The 20,256-nt window shown below is 45.2% G+C and carries 14 protein-coding genes; all 14 read left to right on the forward strand.

Features of this window, described 5'->3' with window-relative positions:
- Positions 1–61 precede the first annotated feature (61 nt).
- The 14 genes from B153_RS0121185 to B153_RS0121250 all read left to right on the forward strand — a co-directional run bounded on the left by B153_RS0121185 (position 62) and on the right by B153_RS0121250 (position 20,253).
- Complete coding sequence (locus tag B153_RS0121185) at positions 62–697, forward strand: Pvc16 family protein (protein ID WP_020598747.1); 636 nt, start codon at positions 62–64, stop codon at positions 695–697.
- A gap of 34 nt (positions 698–731) precedes the next feature.
- Complete coding sequence (locus B153_RS0121190) at positions 732–2,045, forward strand: hypothetical protein (protein ID WP_020598748.1); 1,314 nt, start codon at positions 732–734, stop codon at positions 2,043–2,045.
- Between the two features lie 27 nt (positions 2,046–2,072).
- Positions 2,073–3,476 carry a phage tail sheath family protein gene (locus B153_RS0121195; protein ID WP_020598749.1) on the forward strand — a complete coding sequence of 468 codons (1,404 nt, stop codon included), beginning with the start codon at positions 2,073–2,075 and terminating at the stop codon, positions 3,474–3,476.
- A 39-nt stretch (positions 3,477–3,515) separates the two neighbouring features.
- Positions 3,516–4,394: a hypothetical protein gene (locus tag B153_RS0121200; protein WP_020598750.1), complete on the forward strand. Its 879-nt coding sequence runs from the start codon at positions 3,516–3,518 to the stop codon at positions 4,392–4,394.
- A gap of 77 nt (positions 4,395–4,471) precedes the next feature.
- Positions 4,472–5,359, forward strand: coding sequence for a hypothetical protein (locus B153_RS0121205; protein ID WP_020598751.1), 888 nt, complete (start codon positions 4,472–4,474; stop codon positions 5,357–5,359).
- 35 nt (positions 5,360–5,394) lie between these two features.
- On the forward strand, positions 5,395–5,859 hold the full coding sequence (locus B153_RS0121210; RefSeq protein ID WP_020598752.1) for a phage tail protein: 465 nt from the start codon (positions 5,395–5,397) through the stop codon (positions 5,857–5,859).
- Between the two features lie 18 nt (positions 5,860–5,877).
- On the forward strand, positions 5,878–6,357 hold the full coding sequence (locus B153_RS0121215) for a phage tail protein (protein ID WP_020598753.1): 480 nt from the start codon (positions 5,878–5,880) through the stop codon (positions 6,355–6,357).
- Positions 6,358–6,359: 2 nt separating this feature from the next.
- Positions 6,360–6,539, forward strand: coding sequence for a DUF5908 family protein (locus B153_RS0121220; RefSeq protein ID WP_020598754.1), 180 nt, complete (start codon positions 6,360–6,362; stop codon positions 6,537–6,539).
- Positions 6,540–6,545: 6 nt separating this feature from the next.
- Positions 6,546–7,244 carry a CIS tube protein gene (locus tag B153_RS0121225; RefSeq protein ID WP_020598755.1) on the forward strand — a complete coding sequence of 233 codons (699 nt, stop codon included), beginning with the start codon at positions 6,546–6,548 and terminating at the stop codon, positions 7,242–7,244.
- On the forward strand, positions 7,241–9,013 hold the full coding sequence (vgrG, locus tag B153_RS0121230; RefSeq protein WP_020598756.1) for a type VI secretion system tip protein VgrG: 1,773 nt from the start codon (positions 7,241–7,243) through the stop codon (positions 9,011–9,013). Before B153_RS0121225 ends, vgrG begins: the two co-directional genes overlap by 4 nt.
- A 12-nt stretch (positions 9,014–9,025) precedes the next feature.
- A complete protein-coding gene (locus tag B153_RS0121235; RefSeq protein ID WP_020598757.1) occupies positions 9,026–9,316 on the forward strand; it encodes a PAAR domain-containing protein in 291 nt (96 codons plus the stop codon).
- Positions 9,317–9,337: 21 nt separating this feature from the next.
- Positions 9,338–9,751, forward strand: a complete 414-nt coding sequence (locus B153_RS0121240) for a GPW/gp25 family protein (RefSeq protein WP_020598758.1) — start codon at positions 9,338–9,340, stop codon at positions 9,749–9,751.
- A gap of 250 nt (positions 9,752–10,001) precedes the next feature.
- Positions 10,002–14,126, forward strand: coding sequence for a hypothetical protein (locus B153_RS0121245; protein ID WP_157634776.1), 4,125 nt, complete (start codon positions 10,002–10,004; stop codon positions 14,124–14,126).
- A 22-nt stretch (positions 14,127–14,148) separates the two neighbouring features.
- Complete coding sequence (locus B153_RS0121250; RefSeq protein WP_020598760.1) at positions 14,149–20,253, forward strand: hypothetical protein; 6,105 nt, start codon at positions 14,149–14,151, stop codon at positions 20,251–20,253.
- Positions 20,254–20,256 lie beyond the last annotated feature (3 nt).

Below are 20,256 nucleotides of genomic sequence, written 5' to 3' on the forward strand. Positions count from 1 at the left end.
ATCTGCAATATACTGTTCATAGACGGTAAGCCATAAAGCCTATTTTGTTCGATTCTGCCCAATGATAGATTTTGCCCTACAATTGCTTCAAAGCGAACTGGAGACCTACCTCAAAACTATTATTATAGATAGAGATACCTTACCAGATGATGATGGGGTTGTATTGGATAATATCGCATTTCTCCAGACGACAGATGGAGCAGCTATGAAAAGCAAAGTAGTTATTACCCTAGTTAATATTGAAGAGGAAAAAGCTTTAAAGAATATAAATCCAATTCATCGAACTCTATCAGGGTTTGAGCACAGGCCTAATCCGGTTTCATTAAATTTATATTTATTATTTACGGCCTACTATCCAGGAACCGATACCTATATAGGCGCACTGAAGCGACTCTCTTATGTGATTAGTTTCTTCCAAATGCGTAATCATTTTACCATTCAGAATTCATCAGCTTTTCTCGCTAAAAACGACAAAATATTTAACCCCGCTTTTTATGAAGAAGCATCTAAACTCCGATTAGTTCTTGACCTATATACACTTACGTTTGAGCAGATTAATCACCTATGGGCGTCACTGGGAGGTCGGCAGGTTCCTTTTGTAATGTATAAAGCTCGATTAGTGCAGATTCGTGAGCCTGACGTTCGTCAGGAAGTGCCGGTTATCGAAGAAATTCGGAGTACTGTTCAGCCTTTATAATAAGGGACTTTTTTTCTATGCCCTGTTTAATAACATGCCAACGATTCTCTATAAACGTTTGATAGAAGTACGTCTGCTTCACGAGTACTATCTAATAAAAGGTGATGGCAGTAATTTTTTTGTGCTGTCTCCTCAAGCAAGGCGTGCCTATCTGCGAACGCAGATATTATCTGGGAATTATAACCTGCTGAACGACTTAACTATTGAACCAACTGAAACAACGCAGCAATTACTTCAGCAATATAAGCTAAAATTCAGTGCAACGTATACAGGGTGCGTTATCGGCATTGAAGTACATAAATATCTATCAGAAACCGATCAGACAATCTCGTTTCGCCCCAAAACTGTACTGCCCAACGATCTGGTATTTGAGTTTATCATACTACCTAAAAACCCTCTCTTCCGAAACTTTACCAATACTCGACTGCAGACTTTTGCGCCCGCTATTTATGTGCTTGATAGTGCTGATACGCGTAACGTTTTTCCGAATTTATCAGTGCCAGTTGCTGATTTTACCGATCAAAATTCCTATGAAACCGGCGAATTGGCAGCTTTTATGGAAAATGGAGCTCGGGTAGTAAAACAGGCACTGCAGACAACTAAGGTAGACGATCCTGCTGATTGGCAGATAGTGACGCCAACGCAGGGCTTTTTGAATGAATCAGATCGTCGATTGTTGCCTAAACGATTTTATGTAAATCTATCTGGCACCCAAAAACAATCTATTGACGCACAACTAAGTCGACCGACGGGTGAGGTTGTCGGTAAGGTGGTGCAGGAGGCTAAAGAACGGGCCTGGTTAGATTTTTCCCGGATTAATAAAACCACAATTAAGCTTCCCGATGGCGCATATCAACTGACTATTAACGGGCCTGACGGTTTGCTGATGAACCAACTCGTTTACCTGAGCGACTCGTATAATCCGACAGCATTTGCCTTGATTCGATTGCACCATCAGGACGATCTGGGTGATTTTTCGTTGCTTCAGAATGGCGCGCTAAAATACAATGCATCAACTACCGAAGACCCGCAATTGATTTTTGAGATCTGGTTGCAGAGCCGCTTAACTTATTGGCGGTATTCTGCCAAAACTCAGAAAGGACTTACGCTAGAGCCTCCCCTGGGCAACCTACTAACGCTTTCTGCTGACAAACAGTATGTGGAAACAAAAAAGCCCTACTCATTACGCTTTAAACAAACAACAACGCAAAACCTGGATGTTCCTCTTCCTAATCCATCACCCGTATTAATCAAACAAACAGGCTCGCCCCGTTTTTACACCTACGTTGATACACCCATTCATAAAATTGCGCTCTACGATCAGTCAAAACCGATAATCTTTCTTTAGAAACTCAGACTAAATATCCTTTCCTTTATGAACTACCAACACCCTGGAGTGTATATTGAGGAGATTCCCAAGTTTCCTCCCTCCATTGCTGCCGTCGAAACGGCGATCCCTGTCTTTATCGGGTATACGGAGAAAATAACAAATTCCCTTGATGAGTCGCTCCTATTGCGACCTATTCACATTACGTCGCTGCTTGAATACGAAAATTTATTTGGTTACGCAGCCCCTGAAACCGGAATAAAAGTAGAAGTCCGAACTAAATCGGATGGTTCAACCGATATTATTCCGAAACTAGCAGCTCAGGAGCGACGGCCTTACAACATGTATTACTCGTTGCAGTTATTTTACGGTAATGGAGGGGGCGACTGTTACATTATATCAGTGGGTGATTATACTAATGGAGCCATTGAAAAAACAGCACTTCTAGATGGGTTAGAAGCTTCCGATCAACAGGATGAAATTACACTAATCGTGTTCCCTGACGCCCAAAACCTACCCTCAACTGTTGACTATTATGATGTATATAAGCAGGCGCTGGACAAGTGTGCGGGGTTAAAGGATCGTTTCACGGTAATGGACGTGTACAAAGTAGTCTCCGATACGGCAAATCTTACAGAATATATAGATACAAATATTCAAGCCTTAAGAAATGCTGGTCTAGGTGAAATCGATACGTTAAAGTACGGTGCCGCTTACTTCCCAAATCTCAACACGTCCTTAGATTTTGCCTATGATGAAGCTACTGTTGATGTGACGGGTGTTGGTGCATTAGCAGAATTGAAGTCAAGCAATAATGCCCTGTATTTCCGAGTTAAGTCAGCTATTCAACAAATGCCCGTTGAGATGCCTCCTTCGGGTGCAGTTGTTGGTATATATGCTAGTGTTGATAATTCGCGTGGAGTCTGGAAAGCGCCCGCCAACGTGAACATAGATTTTGTAATTGGCCCTGTCATTGACATTACAGACAAACGCCAGGATGGTCTCAATGTTGATCCAGTGGCTGGTAAATCCGTAAACGTAATCCGCAGTTTTCGAGGGCGAGGACCGGCATTAATCTGGGGAGCCAGAACCTTGGCGGGTAATGACAATGAATGGCGGTACGTACCGGTTCGGCGCTTTTTTATTATGGTTGAAGAGTCGGCCAAAAACGCGGCATTTCAATTTGTATTTGAGCCAAACGATACAAATACCTGGGTGCGGGTGCGTTCGATGATCGAGAATTTTCTGGTTCAGCAATGGAAAGCAGGTGCCCTGATGGGAACCACTGCTCAGCAAGCATTTTACGTCCGAGTAGGGCTAAACGAAACCATGTCGGCAATCGACATTCTGGAAGGCCGTATGAATGTTGAAATCGGTATGGCCGTTGTGCGTCCGGCTGAATTTATTATCCTGAAGTTTAGCCACAAAATGCCGGAAGTGTCAGCGGCCTAAGCGTTCTATTCTATCTGTCATTTCTTACTCTTCATTCTCATGGCAAAGAAATATAAAGACCCGATCAATAATCCTTATAAAGGGAATGCGAATACGCATACGCAGGATTTTATCAATAAACTCTGTATCGAATGGCAGTCATCCATTAATGGTGGTAAACCAGCAGCTAAAAGCGCTTACGATGCCAGTGTGAAAAACACGAACTCCCGGCTTTGTTTTGTTACTAAAGCTGACGATAACCTTTCCGTTTATCGACAACTCGATAATTGTGTAGCAACACAGGTGGGTAGTGGTGCTGATAGTATCAAAACAGCCATCGACGCCTTAAGTAAGGATGAGGATGGTCTGAAGAAAAAGTTTGATGAGGTCTTAAAGGCAGTTAAAGATGCGAATAAAAAACTGGACGAAGTAAAAACTGCTGCCCAGGCCTTACAGAGTGCGTACGAGGACGCTGGCAATACAGATGCCCGGCAGGCTCTCCATCGGGCTTTCCCGGACATTAAGAAACGGATCGACGATGTTGTTGACAAAGCCGACGATTGCAATAGTCGTATCGATGATGTACAGGAAGAAGTAGTGATCACCATCGGCAAACAGACCTTTTTAAATATTAAAGGATTGACGGATTTTGTTAGTCGTTTAGGAGGTAATGTGAAACTACTGACGGCCGATGTTGCTGACAATATCAAGAACAGTACTGATCACGCAAAAGATACGCAGACTAAATTGACCGACGCTATACGGCAACAAGCCACGGCTCAGATTACGTATTTCGATGCCGCTGTACTGGCCGATGGATTGACCAAGCTTAAGAACTTTATCTGCACGCCAAATCAACCTAAACAACCTCTCGACCGCAAGCCGGACCGGAGTACTAAGCAGGTTAAACAGACGGCAGCTACGCAGGCAGAAGACTGACGGAGTTAATAGACGGCATGCTATCATAGACAAAAAATAAGACTGATCGCATTAAAAATTTTAACCTTCTTACACATATGCCAAACCGAACCTTAATCTGTTGCGATAGTCCACAACAGACAAATTCGCAACCCGCTGAAGATTATGTTGAGCTTTGGATCAAACAGGCTCAGGATGCAGCGAATGATTTATCCATTAAAAAGGCCGCATTTTCGGAGTTAGATACCCAGTTTAAAAATAATACGGAGTGGGAACAACGGCTTAAATTATATTGGGATGCCCTTCAGAAAACAGATCGATTGGCTGAAGATATTGCCTCCGAAATTAATCTGTTTTATGACCAAGCCGAAGAGCTTTGCCAGAATATTCGCTGGTTGACCAGATCAACAAAAAATCTGATCGGATTATTATGGGAAACACACTATCATACTGAAGAGCTTCAGGAACTAATTACGGCTCTGAGTAACGATATCAATACCGTTTTACAAAATGGTAATATCTGGCAGGCAAAAGAAGACCTGAAAAAGAAAACAACTGCTGCGATGATTGCCCTTGAAGAAGCCATCAAACCTATGCTTGATGCGCTACGGATAGTAATCATGTTACGATCCAGCATTTGCCGAAACGACTGGGATTATGGACTAAATAAGTCTAATAATGAAGGCGAAAATGGATTAGTAGGCAAGCTGGATGAACTCAAAAAATATTTCAACTGGCGACCTGATGATGGAGATAACCTTGTTTGCGAACTATATGATAGACCGGTGTATCGTACAATAACTATGCCATTGAATGGAGATGCCTATTACAAAAACACAAAGGCACAGTACGAAAAAGCGTCCAAAGAGGTAGCTTCTACCCGAACAAAGTTAGAGGATGCCAAGAAAGCGAGAGACCTGGCACAATCGCGCAAAACAGGCTTGGATAACGCCATCAAAGCAGCTCAGGAGGCCCGAAAAAACTAAACCTCATTCATCAGATTCTTAATCTTTAACCATACATGGCACGTACAGGATACCCACTGCCTAAGTTTCACTTTGAAGTGGACTGGGGCAACGAAACCCGCATGGGATTCACCGAAGTAAGCGGCCTGGACTTTGAGTCGGAAGTGATTGAATACCGGGAAGGCACCGATATTCTGCTGACCAAAATGAAACAGCCGGGTCTACGTAAATTCAGCAACATTACCCTCAAACGCGGTACGTTTCAGGGCGACATTAAATTCTTCAACGAATGGAAGAAAACCGTTTTCTTCCAGGAGAAAAACGATGGCAATAAATACCGTAGTACAGTCACAATTAAGTTGTTGAACGAAGAACATCAGCCTATTCTGGTCTGGACTGTTCGGAACGCGTGGCCGTCTAAAATCCAGTCGTCGGATATGAAGGCAGATGCCAATGAAATTGCCATCGAGACCATCGAACTGGTTCACGAAGGGCTGGCCTTAGCTACCCAGGGTGCTTAATTTATTTAGCGAATAGCAATGGCAGCACAGCCTAGTTACCAACACGTTAATTTTTATTTCGCCGTAACCTTTGAGGGATTGGGTGTAAAGGATATCAAAAGTATTGACGCCCGCTTTCAATCGGTTACAGGATTAGAGGCACAAATCGAAACCGAAACCGTGAAGGAAGGCGGAGTGAATGGCTTTGAACATACACTGCCTGGTCGTCGGAAATACAGTGATCTGGTGCTGAAACGTGGCCTACTCACCCCCGAAGCTAGCTCAGAACTAACGAAATGGTGTCTGAAAGCCTTTGAACAACTTGAGGTGCAGCCTATCAATTTAGAAGTAGCTCTGTTGGGTGAAGGCGACGAACGTCCGCAAACGTTGTGTTTATGGAAGGTGATTCATGCCTGGCCTAAAAGCTGGAAAATGGGCGAGTTAAATGCCGAACGGGGTGAAGTCCTGATTGAAACGCTCGAACTGAGTTATAATCGGTTTGAATTTAAAGCTGCCTAGCTATGCCTATCGAAATCCGGGAGCTAATCATTAAAGCCACGCTCGAAGAAGCCCAGCCACCACCTGACAGCGCAGCTTCGGGCTCTGCCGCAGCAGCCACTAACGGAGCCAATACGGAATCGTTGGTGAATTTGGTGGTTGAGAAGGTGATGGAAATTTTACGGGAAAAACAAGAACGGTAAAGCAACATGGCAGACAACGGTACACTCGAAAAAGTCATGATTCAGGCATATGAGGATCGGGATATGCAGAAGAAAGCGACTGAGCGACCTTTTGCCTTGCCCATTAATCCGGAAACCTATTCGCAGAGTTACAAGGTCGAAAACGAATCGAGAGTAGGTAGTGGTAATCAGGGTACAAATCCGAATTATGTAGCCACATTGCCTGAAGAGCTAAAATTGGATTTTTTCTTCGATGGTACCAATACGGTGGAAGGGTATGCTCAGTCGGGTAATGTTCGGGAGCAAATTCAGTCCTTTCTGACGGTTGTCTATCGGATGGATGGCAAAAAGCACAGACCCAATTTCCTCCAGATCATTTGGGGAAAGGATACTACCTTCTTTTGTGTACTGAAAAACCTGGACATCAACTATACACTCTTCCAGCCAAATGGTACACCGCTGCGGGCTAAACTTTCGGCCGTCTTTACCGAGTATAAATCGCCTGAATACCGAGTTCGCACCGAAAACAAACAATCGCCCGATCTGACGCATCGTCGGCAGGTAACGAAAGGCGACCGGCTTGATCTGATGACCTATCGGATTTATGAAGATAGCCAGTATGTGCTGCAGATCGCCAAAGCCAATCGACTGACTACTTTTCGCCAACTGAAACCAGGTCAAACGTTGTTGTTTCCACCCTTCGATCCAAACGAAATCGTGGTATGAGCAAAGCCCCGCGCACGATCCCCGAAACCGCCCCACATGATGTGGTCACGTTTGATATTCTCACGGGTAATCAACCGATTGATCCTTCGTATGCAGTTTTATCGATCGATATTAACAAAGAAGTCAATCGAATACCTACTGCTCGGTTAGTGATCAGAGACGGCGAAGCAGCAACTGCCCAGTTTGCCATTAGTAATACCGATGCGTTTGTCCCGGGCAAACCTATTCATATTAAAATAGGGCACGACCAGAATAATGTAACGGTGTTTCAGGGAGTGATTGTGAAGCAAGCAGTTAAGGTACGAAGTAACGGGCAGTCGGAACTTACCGTTGAGTGCCGGGATGCTGCCGTTCGAATGACCTTGGGGCGTAATAGCCGGTACTATGAACGAAAGAAAGACAGCGATGTCTGGAACGATCTGATTCGGCCCTATTCTGGTTTACAAACCGACTTCAAGGCCACGTCGTATACGCATCCTGAGTTGGTACAGTATCATGTTACTGACTGGGATTTTCTGTTGATGCGAGCAGAAGCAAATGGTCGACTGGTAATAGTTGATGATGGTAAAGTCAGCGTTACAACGCCAGCTACAACCGGTAATCCAGTTCTTCAGCTGCTGTATGGCGATACGTTACTGGAATTTGAAGCCGAACTTGATGCCCGTCAGCAATGGCAACAAGCGAATGCCCAGGCCTGGAATTATTCGGACCAGCAACTTTTCAACGCCAGTTCGAGTTCGTCATCGCTCAGTGAAGCCGGGAATATATCCGGGCAGGAATTGGCGAGGGCTTTAGGGGCACAAAGTAGTTTGCGTCATGCTGGAATCGTAGCCACAGAAGAGCTTCAGGAATGGACAAACGGACAAATGCTGCGAAGTCGACTGGCAAAAATTCGAGGCCGTGCCCGTTGTCGGGGCGTGGGAGCAATCAAACCAGGACAAGTGCTCGAAATTCAGGGAGTAGGCAATCGCTTTAATGGGAAATTGTTTGTCAGTGCTGTGCGTCATGAGATTGGCGTTGGCCGGTGGGAAACCCACATTCAGTTTGGACTCCCCTCTGATTTGTTCGCCCGGCAACCCGATATAGCCGATCCGCCTGCCAGTGGGCTTATTCCACCTATTCAGGGATTGCAGATTGGAAAGGTCGTTAAGCTTGAAAATGACCCTGAAGGCCAGGATCGGATTCTGGTTCGGTTACCTGTACTGGACAATAACGCACAAGGGACCTGGGCACGCGTGGCCAGCCTGGATGCGGGTAAGCAACGCGGTTTCTTTTTCCGGCCTGAAATTGGCGATGAAGTGCTGGTAGGCTTTGTCAATGATGATCCGCGCGATGCTGTAGTGCTGGGAATGCTTCATAGCCGCGCTAATCCGGCGCCAATTCAGGCGAAGGATGTCAATCATGAAAAAGGACTGACAACCCGAAGCAAGCTCCGGGTACATTTTAACGATGATACCAAAACGATCACTATCGATACGCCAGCCGGAAATAGTCTTATTCTGGATGAACAAAGTCAGTCGATTAAGATTCAGGATCAAAACCAGAATAAAATAACAATGGGGCCATCTGGTATTGAAATTAGTAGTAATTCGGCGCTGACGTTACAGGCGAAAACGACGCTGACCATAACCGCGCAGGCAGGATTAAGCGTAAGTGGGGCCAATGTATCGGTTGAAGCGAAGGGGCCGATCTCGCTTCAGGGCGCAACGGCTAAGCTGTCATCGCCGGGTATTACCGAGCTTTCCGGTTCACTAATCCGCATTAACTAACCTAACCGATATATGCCTTTTGCCGCTCGATTATCCGATATGCATACCTGTCCTCTCACGAATGGGCCTGTTCCTCATGTAGGTGGCCCGGTTGTGGGGCCCGGTGTTCCAACTGTGCTGATTGGTGGCCAGCCTGCGGCTGTAGTTGGCGACCTGCTTACTTGCGTTGGTCCGCCCGACAGTATCGTTAAAGGGTCAGCAACAGTCCTTATTGGTGGTCGTCCAGCTGCCCGATTAGGTGATCTGACAGCCCACGGTGGCGTTGTTGTGATGGGATTACCAACAGTAGACATTGGTGGATAAGTTACCCAACTGAATACTACAATGGACAATAACACATCGTTTCTAGGTATCGGTTGGAGTTTTCCGCCTGCTTTTGATGAAGACAGTCGCACCGTACAATTAGTACAGGCTGAAGAAGATATTGATCAGAGCCTACATATTTTACTTTCGACTAGCTTAGGCGAACGGGTCATGCAGCCCACCTACGGTTGTAATTTGTCGGATTATCAGTTTGAATCCCTGAGTGCGTCATTGATCGGTTTTATACGCGACCTGGTTGAACGAGCCATCTTGTTTCATGAGCCTCGTATTCGGCTAGATAAAGTAACCATCACTAGCCCTGACTCAGCAGATTTGCTGGAAGGAAAGCTCTTAATTTCCGTTGATTACACGATTGTCGAGACCAACTCTCGATACAATTTTGTTTACCCGTTCTATCTTCAGGAAGGCGTCTAACTTCTTCCCTGAACGATTCATCTAGCCAACGTTCGATATGCTTCCTATCTCCTGCAACCCTTTGGCAACTCATCCGCTGCTCACCGATTCGGGAGTTAGTCAACCTGAACGGTTTTTACCGGCGGTTGATCCAACCCGTATTCGGATCGACGACCGGAGTCTGCCCGAACTGCTGGGGTTTATCCTGCGACTATCGAAACGCATTGCCTACTATACGACCGGTACAGATCCTGAAACGACCGAACGGCTTGTGCTTACGCGCAGTTGGATCAAATTTTTTGAAGGTAGCCAGCCTTTTCTACTGGCTAGCATAAGTCAGACGGATCTGGATGGTATTGAGAAAGACTATCACCAACGTCTTGACGAAGCTCGCCGTGATCCCTCTCTGGAAGGCTTGCAGCTGTGGATTTCGTATGGACATGCAGAGATTATAAAACTTTTATTGACCTGGCAGGGCCAACTTCGGCAGCAGGAAATTTCAGTAACATCGAAATTGGATGCGTTGATCGTCAATCAACTGCGCGATCATTTTAAAGCGTACATCGCCTTGTTGAACGGAGCCAATCGCTGGTATTATACAGGACAATACGATTTTAATCCGTTGATTGATATTGCCGTTTGGGACCTTGATTTAATCGACCTGTATACGACCGATGAATCTTTTTATAACGCTGGCAAGGACGGCGAAAGCATTAGTACTCTACTAAATCTCTTAGATGATGTATTCAGCGCCTTCTTACGAGTCAGTCGGCAATTAGTTGAACTCATGCCCGATGCGTTTGATGAAAGTCTGAATCCCTTACTGGAAGAACATCGGCAAACCCATGCCCCACATCTTGGCCTCCTGTTTGCCTTTCTGGAATTATTCAACCTGTTCCAGGGCGACCTTAACCGCATCAGTCAGCAGCACCTTGAGTTTTTTTACCAGAAAGTATTACGGATTAAGCCGCTACCGGCTATACCTGACTCCGTTCACCTGCTTCTGGAAACAGCCCAAACCGTTAAGGATCCTTACTTAGTTAAGCAAGGAACGCCCCTTTTGGCTACTAGTAAAGACAATAATAACGCCGATGTTCGGTTTGAAACAGACAACGAAATTATTGTCGACAAAGCGCAGGTTAAGGAGTTAAAAACCTTGTACCTAAACCCCGTTCAGGTAGGTGGTAAACCATTTGTTGAGGGGCTCTATGTAGCCCCTGTAGCTGACTCGATGGATGGGCAAGGTGTTGCATTCCCTGACCCCAAAGTGGTACAATGGCCTACGCTGGGACGGAAAGAAAGCCCACGTCAATTTCCTGGCAAAGAAATAGGCGAGCCTTATCCTCCGGCCCGTTTAGGGTGGATTTTTGCCTCGCCGGTATTGTTGCTGAACGAAGGTAAGCGCACGATTACAATTACTATTCAGGGAATACATGATAAGAACAGAATTAATAGTCTAGAAGGGCCTGGTAAAGAGAGAGTCCTTGAGAAGTTGTCGAAATTAATTGCCGATTCAATGGGGATTAGTTTCAGCGGGAAAGAAAAATGGATTGCCCCTTCGATAAAGCCGGAAATTCAGATTGATGGGCTAGATACAGATAACCTAACAATTACCATTAAGGCTACTCTTGACGATGATCTTCCACCAGTTGTGTTCCTCGACAAAGAAGCCTGGAAAGTAAAAGAAAACGACTACCGCCCTGACCTTCCTTCGGTTCGGGTATTATTGAATCCAGAATTTTTTATTGACGAAAAGGCAGGTAATGTTCAATCGAAGTGTGGGCTACAAATAGATCCACCTTCAACGGGTAGCGTTAGTCTGTATTATTACCTACGGGAACTACGAATAACCGATACACAAATAAACGTGGAAGTGTGTGGCGTTAAAAACCTGATTGTTCAGAATGACGAAAATTTACAGGACGTTAACAACCCCATTTATCCGTTTGGGACTCGACCAAATATTCCTGATTTTTCGATTATAAATAGAGAGGAAATAGAAGAAGGCAAGCTTTTGACAGGCCCCAATTTTTACATTGGTAGCCAGGAAGTATTACTCAAGAACTGGCAGGATGTATCGGTTAATATTCGCTGGAAAGATAAGCCGGACAATCTTGATAAATATTATGCAGCTTATGGGTATTCGGAAATAGACCCTGTAAAAAAAACGTTTGAGAGAAACTTTGGCCTGCGAATAGGTGCTCTGACTGATAAAATATGGCATGAAGGCCTTCATCCGCGAGAATTATTTAAAAGCGATCCTGCTAAAGAACGCTCCTGTTCGCCGGTTATTTCCGATAAGCCTGACCCCGACAAGCCTGATAAGGAAGCACAACATATTCTAATTCAGCGAACGGATATTGATCCTGAACTCATTGTTCCTTCAGTTGACGAGTTTAAAAAACCATTTACTGAGTTAACCGTTGATACTCGCTTTGGTTTCCTCCGCTTTACGCTAGAAAATCAGGATTTTCTGCATAAGGATTACCCTATTGTTCTAGCCCGCCAGATGATGGCTTTGGGGAAATACCCAACCGAATTTATTATTAATGCTACTTATCTTCGAACAACGGAAGGTGATGTATTTGGCTTTACTAATCCAGCAGAAGAGGTTAAAAAATTTGAAGCGGCAATTCAGCTAGCCAGAAAAAAAAGCAAAGGTGCTTCTGACGCAATCGACGAAACGATTGACGCATTAAACCCTATCGATATTCCGGATGACCCTACTCCAGATGATGCCGACTTAATTAGAATAAAAGAAAATAATACTTCTGAGAAAACTCTTATTACAAAAAGAGAAATTGATGCCACTAAAGATGCTATAAGTGATTTAAATAAAGCCAAAAAAGAATTATTTAAATTCTTGGGAGGAATAAATGAATGGCGAAGAAATCCTGAAAAAATAAAAGTTCTTATTCCCCAAGAGCCTTATACGCCAGTTATTAAAGAAATTTCTGTTGATTATAGAGCAGTAGCATCAGTCTGCGATATTGACTTGGTGCATTTGTATCCGTTTGAAAGGACATATAAAAACGAATCGCTCCATAGTAATAAAGATGGTAAATGCGTCTGTTTGTCGCCAACGCTTCTCCCTACTTTCACAGACGAAGGTACGTTGTATATTGGCCTGAGCGATTTGCGACCAAATGGAACCCTAAATCTGCTATTTCAACTAGCCGAAAACACAGCTGACTCTGAGCTTGACAAGGTAGAGGTACACTGGAGTTATTTACTGCATAATGAATGGAAAACCTTAAATCCACTAACGAATATACTTGCCGATGGTACGGATGGATTGACTCGATCAGGAATCATAAAAATTGCCGTTCCGTACGACATTCCTCCGGTTATTTCAGATGAGTTTCCCGATCCGAAAGCGACAATCCTGCCACCCAATCGCTACTGGTTGCGGGCATCAGTGCGCTGTAACGCACGCGCTATCGCCAATACCATTGGGATTCATACCCAGGCAGTAAGAGCAACATTTGTTCCTACACCTGCCAACGATACCAACCGCCTGAGTGAAGCCTTACCCGCTGAGAGTATTTCCAAACTGCTTGAAGCTGATTCCAGCATCAGTACTATTCAACAGCCCTATGCCTCGTTTGGAGGTAAACCTGCTGAGCAAACTAATAATCTATATCGTCGAATTGGAGAGCAGCTTCGGCACAAAGGCCGGGCTATCAGTTTGTTTGATTACGAACGGTTAGCCCTTGAAGCTTTTCCTACATTATTTCGGGCTAAATGTATTACACATACGTTGGGGCTACCGGCCAGTCTACAAATTGAGTGCTCGACGTCGAATGCCCAAACGCCAACTAAGAACGCATCAGACAAAACATGCCAAACAGGGCCATTCTGCCAAGATCTGGAAATCGCTCCGGGTTTTGTGTTGGTGGCAGTGATTCCACATGTAGGGCAGCTCCAAACGAATGAGCGGTATGAGCCGCGCGTACCCGTGGGTGTTCTCAATGAGATCGAATCGCTCCTGAAACAGAAAGCATCGCCTTTTGTACGGCTAAAAGCGATGAATCCCCGGTATGAGAAGGTAGATGTCGAAATCAGCGTTCGCTTCTGCGACGGCCTTGATCGAACATTTTATGAAAAAAAACTGAATGAGGATATTCGACTCTTCTTTTCGCCCTGGGTAACGGGCGATACGACCCGGCTGGCTTTTGGCCTTTCAGTACGCTATTCTGATTTGGTACAGTTTGTTGAGAAGCTATCGTATGTTGATTACATTACGAACCTGAGCTTAACTCATCAGGAAATTAGTACTTCTGGTAAGAAAAATAAGGCTTCTGGTAAGGAGATAAAGCCTTTAACGGCACGATCCATCTTAACAGCGGGTGTGATTTTAGTCACAAAAGATCCCAACCAGCCGCTCTGTTCATAACGCTTGCTTAACCATACCCGCCATGCCTAGTTCGACGCCCGAAACCGCCCCATCATTTATCCTGAAAAACGATCCGTCGTTTCATAAGAATGGTAACGATCATTTCAATTTTGCGGAACTACGGCAAATAGGCCTGAAGCATATTCAAGATCTGTCGGGTAAAATCTGGACGGACCATAATACCCATGATCCAGGTATCACTACGCTCGAAGTCCTGATTTATGCACTTATGGATTTGGGCTACCGAGCCCGATTGCCTATCGAAGACTTACTAACTCAGCAAACAGCTACTGAACCCAGCAGTCGGGATGATAATTTCTTCACGCCTGCTGAGATACTAACGGTTAATCCGCTTACAATAACCGACTATCGCAAGTTATTGATGGAATTGCCTGGTATTCGGAATGCCTGGCTCGAAATGAATCGGGAGCCAATTAGTCTGAATGATTGTCTGCTAGTAGATAAAGACAAACAGACTGTAGTACTAAATGGCCTATACAGGATTATACTTGAAAAGGAACCTGATAATGCCCCCGACGATAATACCTTGACCCATAGCGTTCTGCGTAGAATGGCTCAGTATCGTAATCTGGGAGAAGACGTACAGCCTGGATCGATTACTTTATTAAAACCCACTGAAATAACGGTAACCATTGAGCTGGAAGTTGAGAAATCGGCTAACCTTGACGAGGTTTATGCTCGTCTTGTAGAGGAGCTGAAAGCATACTTTTCACCAACTGTTCCTTATTACACGCTCTCGGCACTCCTAGAACAGAAGTTACCTCAGAAGGCACCTGTACCTATTGAAGAGGCATTTGCTGGACGACCTTATACGACTGAGAGTAAAGGATTTATTGATACCCGTGAGCTGGAAAAACTCAAACGTCGGCGCGAAATCCACGTTTCTGATTTATATACAGTTGCCCAAGGTGTGAAAGGGGTAGTATCTGTGCGTGAACTCGAGGCAAGTGATGGTGGTAACACAGATCCCTGGGTTATTAAACTGAGTGAAGAAAAGGTAGCCAAACTGGCTGCATTAACTGTCCAATTCTATAAAGAGGGAATCAAGCAAGCGTTTCAGATTCCCGATATCGACGGAAAGAAGAAAAAAGGGGAAGCATTATTAACGGGTGATGCACTCGACTATGCCGTACCGACTGGGCAGTTTCGGCAGGATTTAGGCGATTACTATTCTATTCAGAACGATTTCCCGAGTGTATATGGCATTGGGAATGAAGAACTTCCAGCGTCGGTTGGGGTTATACGGCAGGTTCAGGCCAATCAATTAAAGGGGTATCTGTTCTTTTATGACCAGCTATTGGCGGGTTATTTAAGTCAACTTACGCAGCTACGTGAGCTATTTTCGTTAAGACCTGACAGTCAGCGGCAACTTAATCAACAACATGTTCTGTTCGGAAAACCGATAGATGCGGTACCACACTGGCAGGAATTGATCCGTTTCCAGACAAACCAACCTTTAAATCGCGGGATCGGGACGCCTTTCGTTTGGCCGATTCGGAAAACCAATGAGTTAACTACAGCCCTGCAAAATCAGGATTGGCTACGTCAGCAATTATTCTGGAAACAGGCATCAGCTAATCTGCTGGTCTACTCCCGAACCCTTCATCGGGATTTTGCTGTCCAGCAGGTGCAGAATGATCTCCGGCAAGGACGATTTCGGATTGATTATTATGAAGATAAGTCAGGATGGTTTTTCATCATGACGCCAGAGTCTCTGAACGGATTGGTGTTGATCAGTACCCAAACCTACCCGACCTACCAAAAGGCGCGTTCGGATGCAGAAGCTGTTGATGTATTCGGTAGTCAGCCGCAAAATAGCCGTTCCATTAACCACTATGACCAGAATACGTATACGTTTGAATTGCTCTATAATCCTGTCGACTATGTTGCGTACTTGCAGGATTTATTGGAAAATGAAACCCGATATCTGACTCGCCGAAGTGCATTTTTGGATCATTTGCTGGCTCGCTTTGCTGAATCCTTTACAGATTTCAGTTTACTCGCATACCAACAGGTAGCACAATCTCAAAAACAGGTAAATGAAACCAAAGGTCTGTTTCTGAGCCAATACGACGAGTTAAGCCGAAACCGGGGTAAAGCGTACAATTACCTACGCGGTTTCTGGAACACCAACAATCGTTCTGGCCTGGAAAAACGGGTACTGACGCAGGCAGGTGTTCCAAATTTAATGGCGCATTCACTTGGCCACTTCGAAGTGGTTCAACGGCCCGATGCCTATACGATTGAGCTTCAGGATGACCAGGGAAAAAATATCCTTAAAAGTCCTGACCCATATGAGACAGAAAACGACGCTCAACAGGGATTTACGCTGTTGCAAAAAGCATTAGCGCAATTAACCGCTTATCAACCTGTTCAAAATAAGGATAAAGACAAGTATCTGTTTCAGGTAATTACCGATGAAAACGATGTGCTAATCAGTACTCGTTCCTTTGATACACCAACGGAGCGTGATGCCCATCTCAGGGCGGTGCAGCGGCTATACAGTCCTGAACCTACTTCCGAGAATATTATTCCGGCCTATGCTCTGCAGTTGTACGATGCCCAGCAAAACCTTTTTGATCAAAAAACCTCATTATATAGCCCGGATATAGAGCAGGCTATTAGTGAATTTATCGAGTCGCTACAGGATAGACTTGATCTCGACGTACATCCAGACTCGGTAGGTAATGACACCTCACGGCTGTATCTGAATAAACGACCTTTTACTCCCGACTTGCCTCCGCTAGTATGGCAGTGGTCCGTTAATAATACTGCCGATAAGCAAGCCTATGTTTCAGATAAAGAAGCTATTGGGGCACTTGCGTCTGTTCTGGAAGCAGGCCAGTTTCCCGATGTTTTTCAGGAGTTGTTTCCAATTCAGCAGGAGGGATTTCGCTGGCGATTGAGCCTGGAAGGAAATCCCGTACTGGAAAGCCAGGCTATTTTCCGGGATAAAGATGCCTTAAAGGCTGATTACCGACGGCTTGCCCAATTGCTAAAAAAACCTGATCGATTCACTGTAATTGACCTGGGCGGGAATGAGTTCCTGCTTGAGTTTCGGAACAGGCAGGATCGGTTAGTTGCTACATCGCCACGTCTGCAAGGCGATGCCAATGGACTTATCAACCAAATCGTAACTGCTGCGCAACGAACCTTCGAACCTATCACTGTCGAGGAACCCTATTCATTCAAAATGGCTCGTCAGACCGAGAAGGGGGAAGTAGTTTATCTGCAAAGCTATAATTACTATAGTCAGTTAACCGACGCTATTGACGATTATATCTGGACACTAAAACAGGCTAAACTGCCGAAAGGAACTAAACGGTCTGAAGTCTACATTCACCAGGGCGATCCTGAATCGTCTCAATACTCGTTTATTCTGCAGGATAATGACAAACGATTGTTGGCTGATTATCCGGGTGAATTCGATGATGAAGCCGAACGGGACAAGTTTCTTCAGGAGACTGTAAATTGGTTTAAGCGGTATGTTGCCCCTATTCAACTCTATACGCTTAAAGCACCTGTCGGCTACACCTACCGCTGGCATCCCATTGACGCGATTTCGTTTCAATCAGTCCGTAACTATGCGACGGAACAGGAGGCTAGGAGCGATTTCTACCATACACTCCATTTTGCAGCTAATGAACGTTTATTTACGGACCAACTGGAATTAATTGTTGACAAGGAAGTACGAGCAACGATTGTTTATACCAGGCAATCCAAACCAGTTCCTGATCCTGCTACACTTATTCACAATGTAAGCACTCCCATTCAGCAGCAGCAATACCGGCTGGAACGAGTTTTTCTGAATGATTTTTGGCGATTCCACTATTACTTGCCCGATGGCGTATCGTGGTATGAAAGCACCGATGAATTGACAAGCGAATCCCAAGTCCAGGAAGCCTATCATCAGTTTGTGCTGGCTTTAGGGAAGCTACAGTTAGTCAGGCTAGAAGGTACAGACGAATTAGTAGTAAAGCAGTCAGATGGCAAACAAGTCGCCCAACTGCATACACCGAACGTACCTGATATTGACCAGCAGCAACATTTTCTGGATTATAAAGACCTGCTGTTCGCAAAGCCTTATGCCGACGTCGTGTTGACTTCGCATCCGGAAGAGTGGCTCTATCGCGTCGTTCGAAATGACAAGCCGCTGGCTTATCATCCGCAAAAGATCGAGTATACAGACGAAGATCCAGACGAAGATGAGGTAAAGGATGCTCGGAAACATGAAGCCACTCAAAAGCGAAAGTATCTGTTCGATCGCTGGAATTGGCCGAAGGCTCCGCTTCAGTGGTTGCAAATCTGCCTCAGTGGCGACCATGTGCTTGAGCGTACGTACCGGTCAACGAAGGTTTATCATTACGTGATTCGCCGTCAGGAAGACCACCAGATTCTGTTTATCAGCTATGCCCGGTTCCCGACTTCCGAAGCGGCTGATGAAGCCTGTCAACAGAACTACCTGGCGTTGCTTACCCTGGCATCCGACAAAGCTAATTATGCCCGCTATGACGCAACCGATGGCTTCGTTCGCTTGTATGGTAATTCTCTGACGGCAATGCCCAATCAGGTCATCAGTATCGACGAGGTGTATGACTACGAAATCGAAAATCCCTTACCGCCGGGTAGCCCGATTCCTATAGCTGTGATACCCAAGTCGGGAGCGTTGGGCCGATCAGACATCTTTGCTGAATTAGATAAACTGGTTACGCTTGTTGTAAGCTATCCCATTCGACAATATGCCGATGGGAGCCAATTCAAATTCCAGCTATATGACCAACAGGAGAAAGCAGTACTATGGCGTAGCGTTTCTTTTTACTCCTCGGCCGACGAAGCTATGAGCGCTTTCCTTCAGTTTCTGCCGGTCCTGAAAAATCGAGATAATTACATGGCTCCCCTGATCATAGAAGCATTAAGGGCGCAGAAAACAACAGGAGAAAAAGTACCCAGGAAATACCAGTTACGGCTGCTGATTCGGGAAATAGTGCTGGAGAGCCTCGGTACCTATGATTATCAGAAAAAAAAATGGAAGGATTTCGGTAGTGAGCAGGAGGCATGGGTGGCTCTTCAGGAAATGATTGGAGGTTCGCACGATGCACAGGCTTTTGTGCTGGAACCAGATGGAAATAACTACTCATTTTCCGTTGTTTCGCCCAGCGAATACTATACGGTTCGCCATCCGTTTCTTTTTGAGACACAGGAAGCCTGTCAGCAGGCTATCAATCAATTACACGAACTGGCTAAGGATAATAAACTTGAGTCATTTGTACGTCAGGCAAAGCAGCCAACTCGCTGGATGTATCAGTTTACCCTTACCCCTGGAAAACCAACAGAAACAAAGTCAGGCTCTGGACGAATTGTCTGGCAAAGCTTCCATACCTATGAGACAGAAGCACTTGCCCAAAACGCACTGGATGATGTGTTGGACCCCGATCGTAATTACGAACCAAAGCATCCCATAAATCCGAAACATACCCTGCTTCAATCGATTGACAACTATGCCTGCTTTCCCACGGAGGATGGTCGGTATGAAATTCGGATTGTCAATAAGGAGTTAGGCAGGAAAGCAAAGCATCCGGTTACGTATGCAACACGAATCGCTACTCACCAGGCTATTCAGCGAACGCAGAGCTGTTTGAACGACGATGGTATGCATCTGCTTGAACATTTGCTGTTGATTCCTCACGCACCAGTTGCGTCACTTAAGGTATCGGACGATTGTGTGGTCTGTTGGACCGATGAGCCAGAGCCCAACGATCCGTGCAGCCGACCGGTCATAAGGCCTTATATTCCCTGCGCTGACCCTTACTCATTTTGGGCGACAATCGTTTTGCCTAACTGGACACAACGGTTTAGTGAACAATCGATTCGTGAGGCTTTTGAAAAAGTGCTTCGTCGACAAAGTCCAGCGCATATAGGCCTGAAAATTTATTGGGCTACTCCGCAGGCGATGTGCTCATTTGAAAAGGCCTACTATGCATGGCTGAAGGCCTTCCGTCGTTATAAGTTGTATTCCTGTACCGAAGAGCAGCCTCAAACGATTCCGTGTCCTGCCGAAGCTTCTTATGCATTGATAAAAAGCTTAAGTGATCTACCACGAGTATAGATA

This window comes from Spirosoma panaciterrae DSM 21099, assembly GCF_000374025.1.
In the GTDB taxonomy this organism is placed as follows: Bacteria; Bacteroidota; Bacteroidia; order Cytophagales; family Spirosomataceae; genus Spirosoma; species Spirosoma panaciterrae.

Bases quoted from the DNA above. Each gene is read 5' to 3' on its own strand.
- B153_RS0121185 (WP_020598747.1), top strand. From the start codon at position 62: ATGATAGATTTTGCCCTACAATTGCTTCAAAGCGAACTGGAGACCTAC.
- B153_RS0121190 (WP_020598748.1), top strand. From the start codon at position 732: ATGCCAACGATTCTCTATAAACGTTTGATAGAAGTACGTCTGCTTCAC.
- B153_RS0121195 (WP_020598749.1), top strand. From the start codon at position 2,073: ATGAACTACCAACACCCTGGAGTGTATATTGAGGAGATTCCCAAGTTT.
- B153_RS0121200 (WP_020598750.1), top strand. From the start codon at position 3,516: ATGGCAAAGAAATATAAAGACCCGATCAATAATCCTTATAAAGGGAAT.
- B153_RS0121205 (WP_020598751.1), top strand. From the start codon at position 4,472: ATGCCAAACCGAACCTTAATCTGTTGCGATAGTCCACAACAGACAAAT.
- B153_RS0121210 (WP_020598752.1), top strand. From the start codon at position 5,395: ATGGCACGTACAGGATACCCACTGCCTAAGTTTCACTTTGAAGTGGAC.
- B153_RS0121215 (WP_020598753.1), top strand. From the start codon at position 5,878: ATGGCAGCACAGCCTAGTTACCAACACGTTAATTTTTATTTCGCCGTA.
- B153_RS0121220 (WP_020598754.1), top strand. From the start codon at position 6,360: ATGCCTATCGAAATCCGGGAGCTAATCATTAAAGCCACGCTCGAAGAA.
- B153_RS0121225 (WP_020598755.1), top strand. From the start codon at position 6,546: ATGGCAGACAACGGTACACTCGAAAAAGTCATGATTCAGGCATATGAG.
- vgrG (WP_020598756.1), top strand. From the start codon at position 7,241: ATGAGCAAAGCCCCGCGCACGATCCCCGAAACCGCCCCACATGATGTG.
- B153_RS0121235 (WP_020598757.1), top strand. From the start codon at position 9,026: ATGCCTTTTGCCGCTCGATTATCCGATATGCATACCTGTCCTCTCACG.
- B153_RS0121240 (WP_020598758.1), top strand. From the start codon at position 9,338: ATGGACAATAACACATCGTTTCTAGGTATCGGTTGGAGTTTTCCGCCT.
- B153_RS0121250 (WP_020598760.1), top strand. From the start codon at position 14,149: ATGCCTAGTTCGACGCCCGAAACCGCCCCATCATTTATCCTGAAAAAC.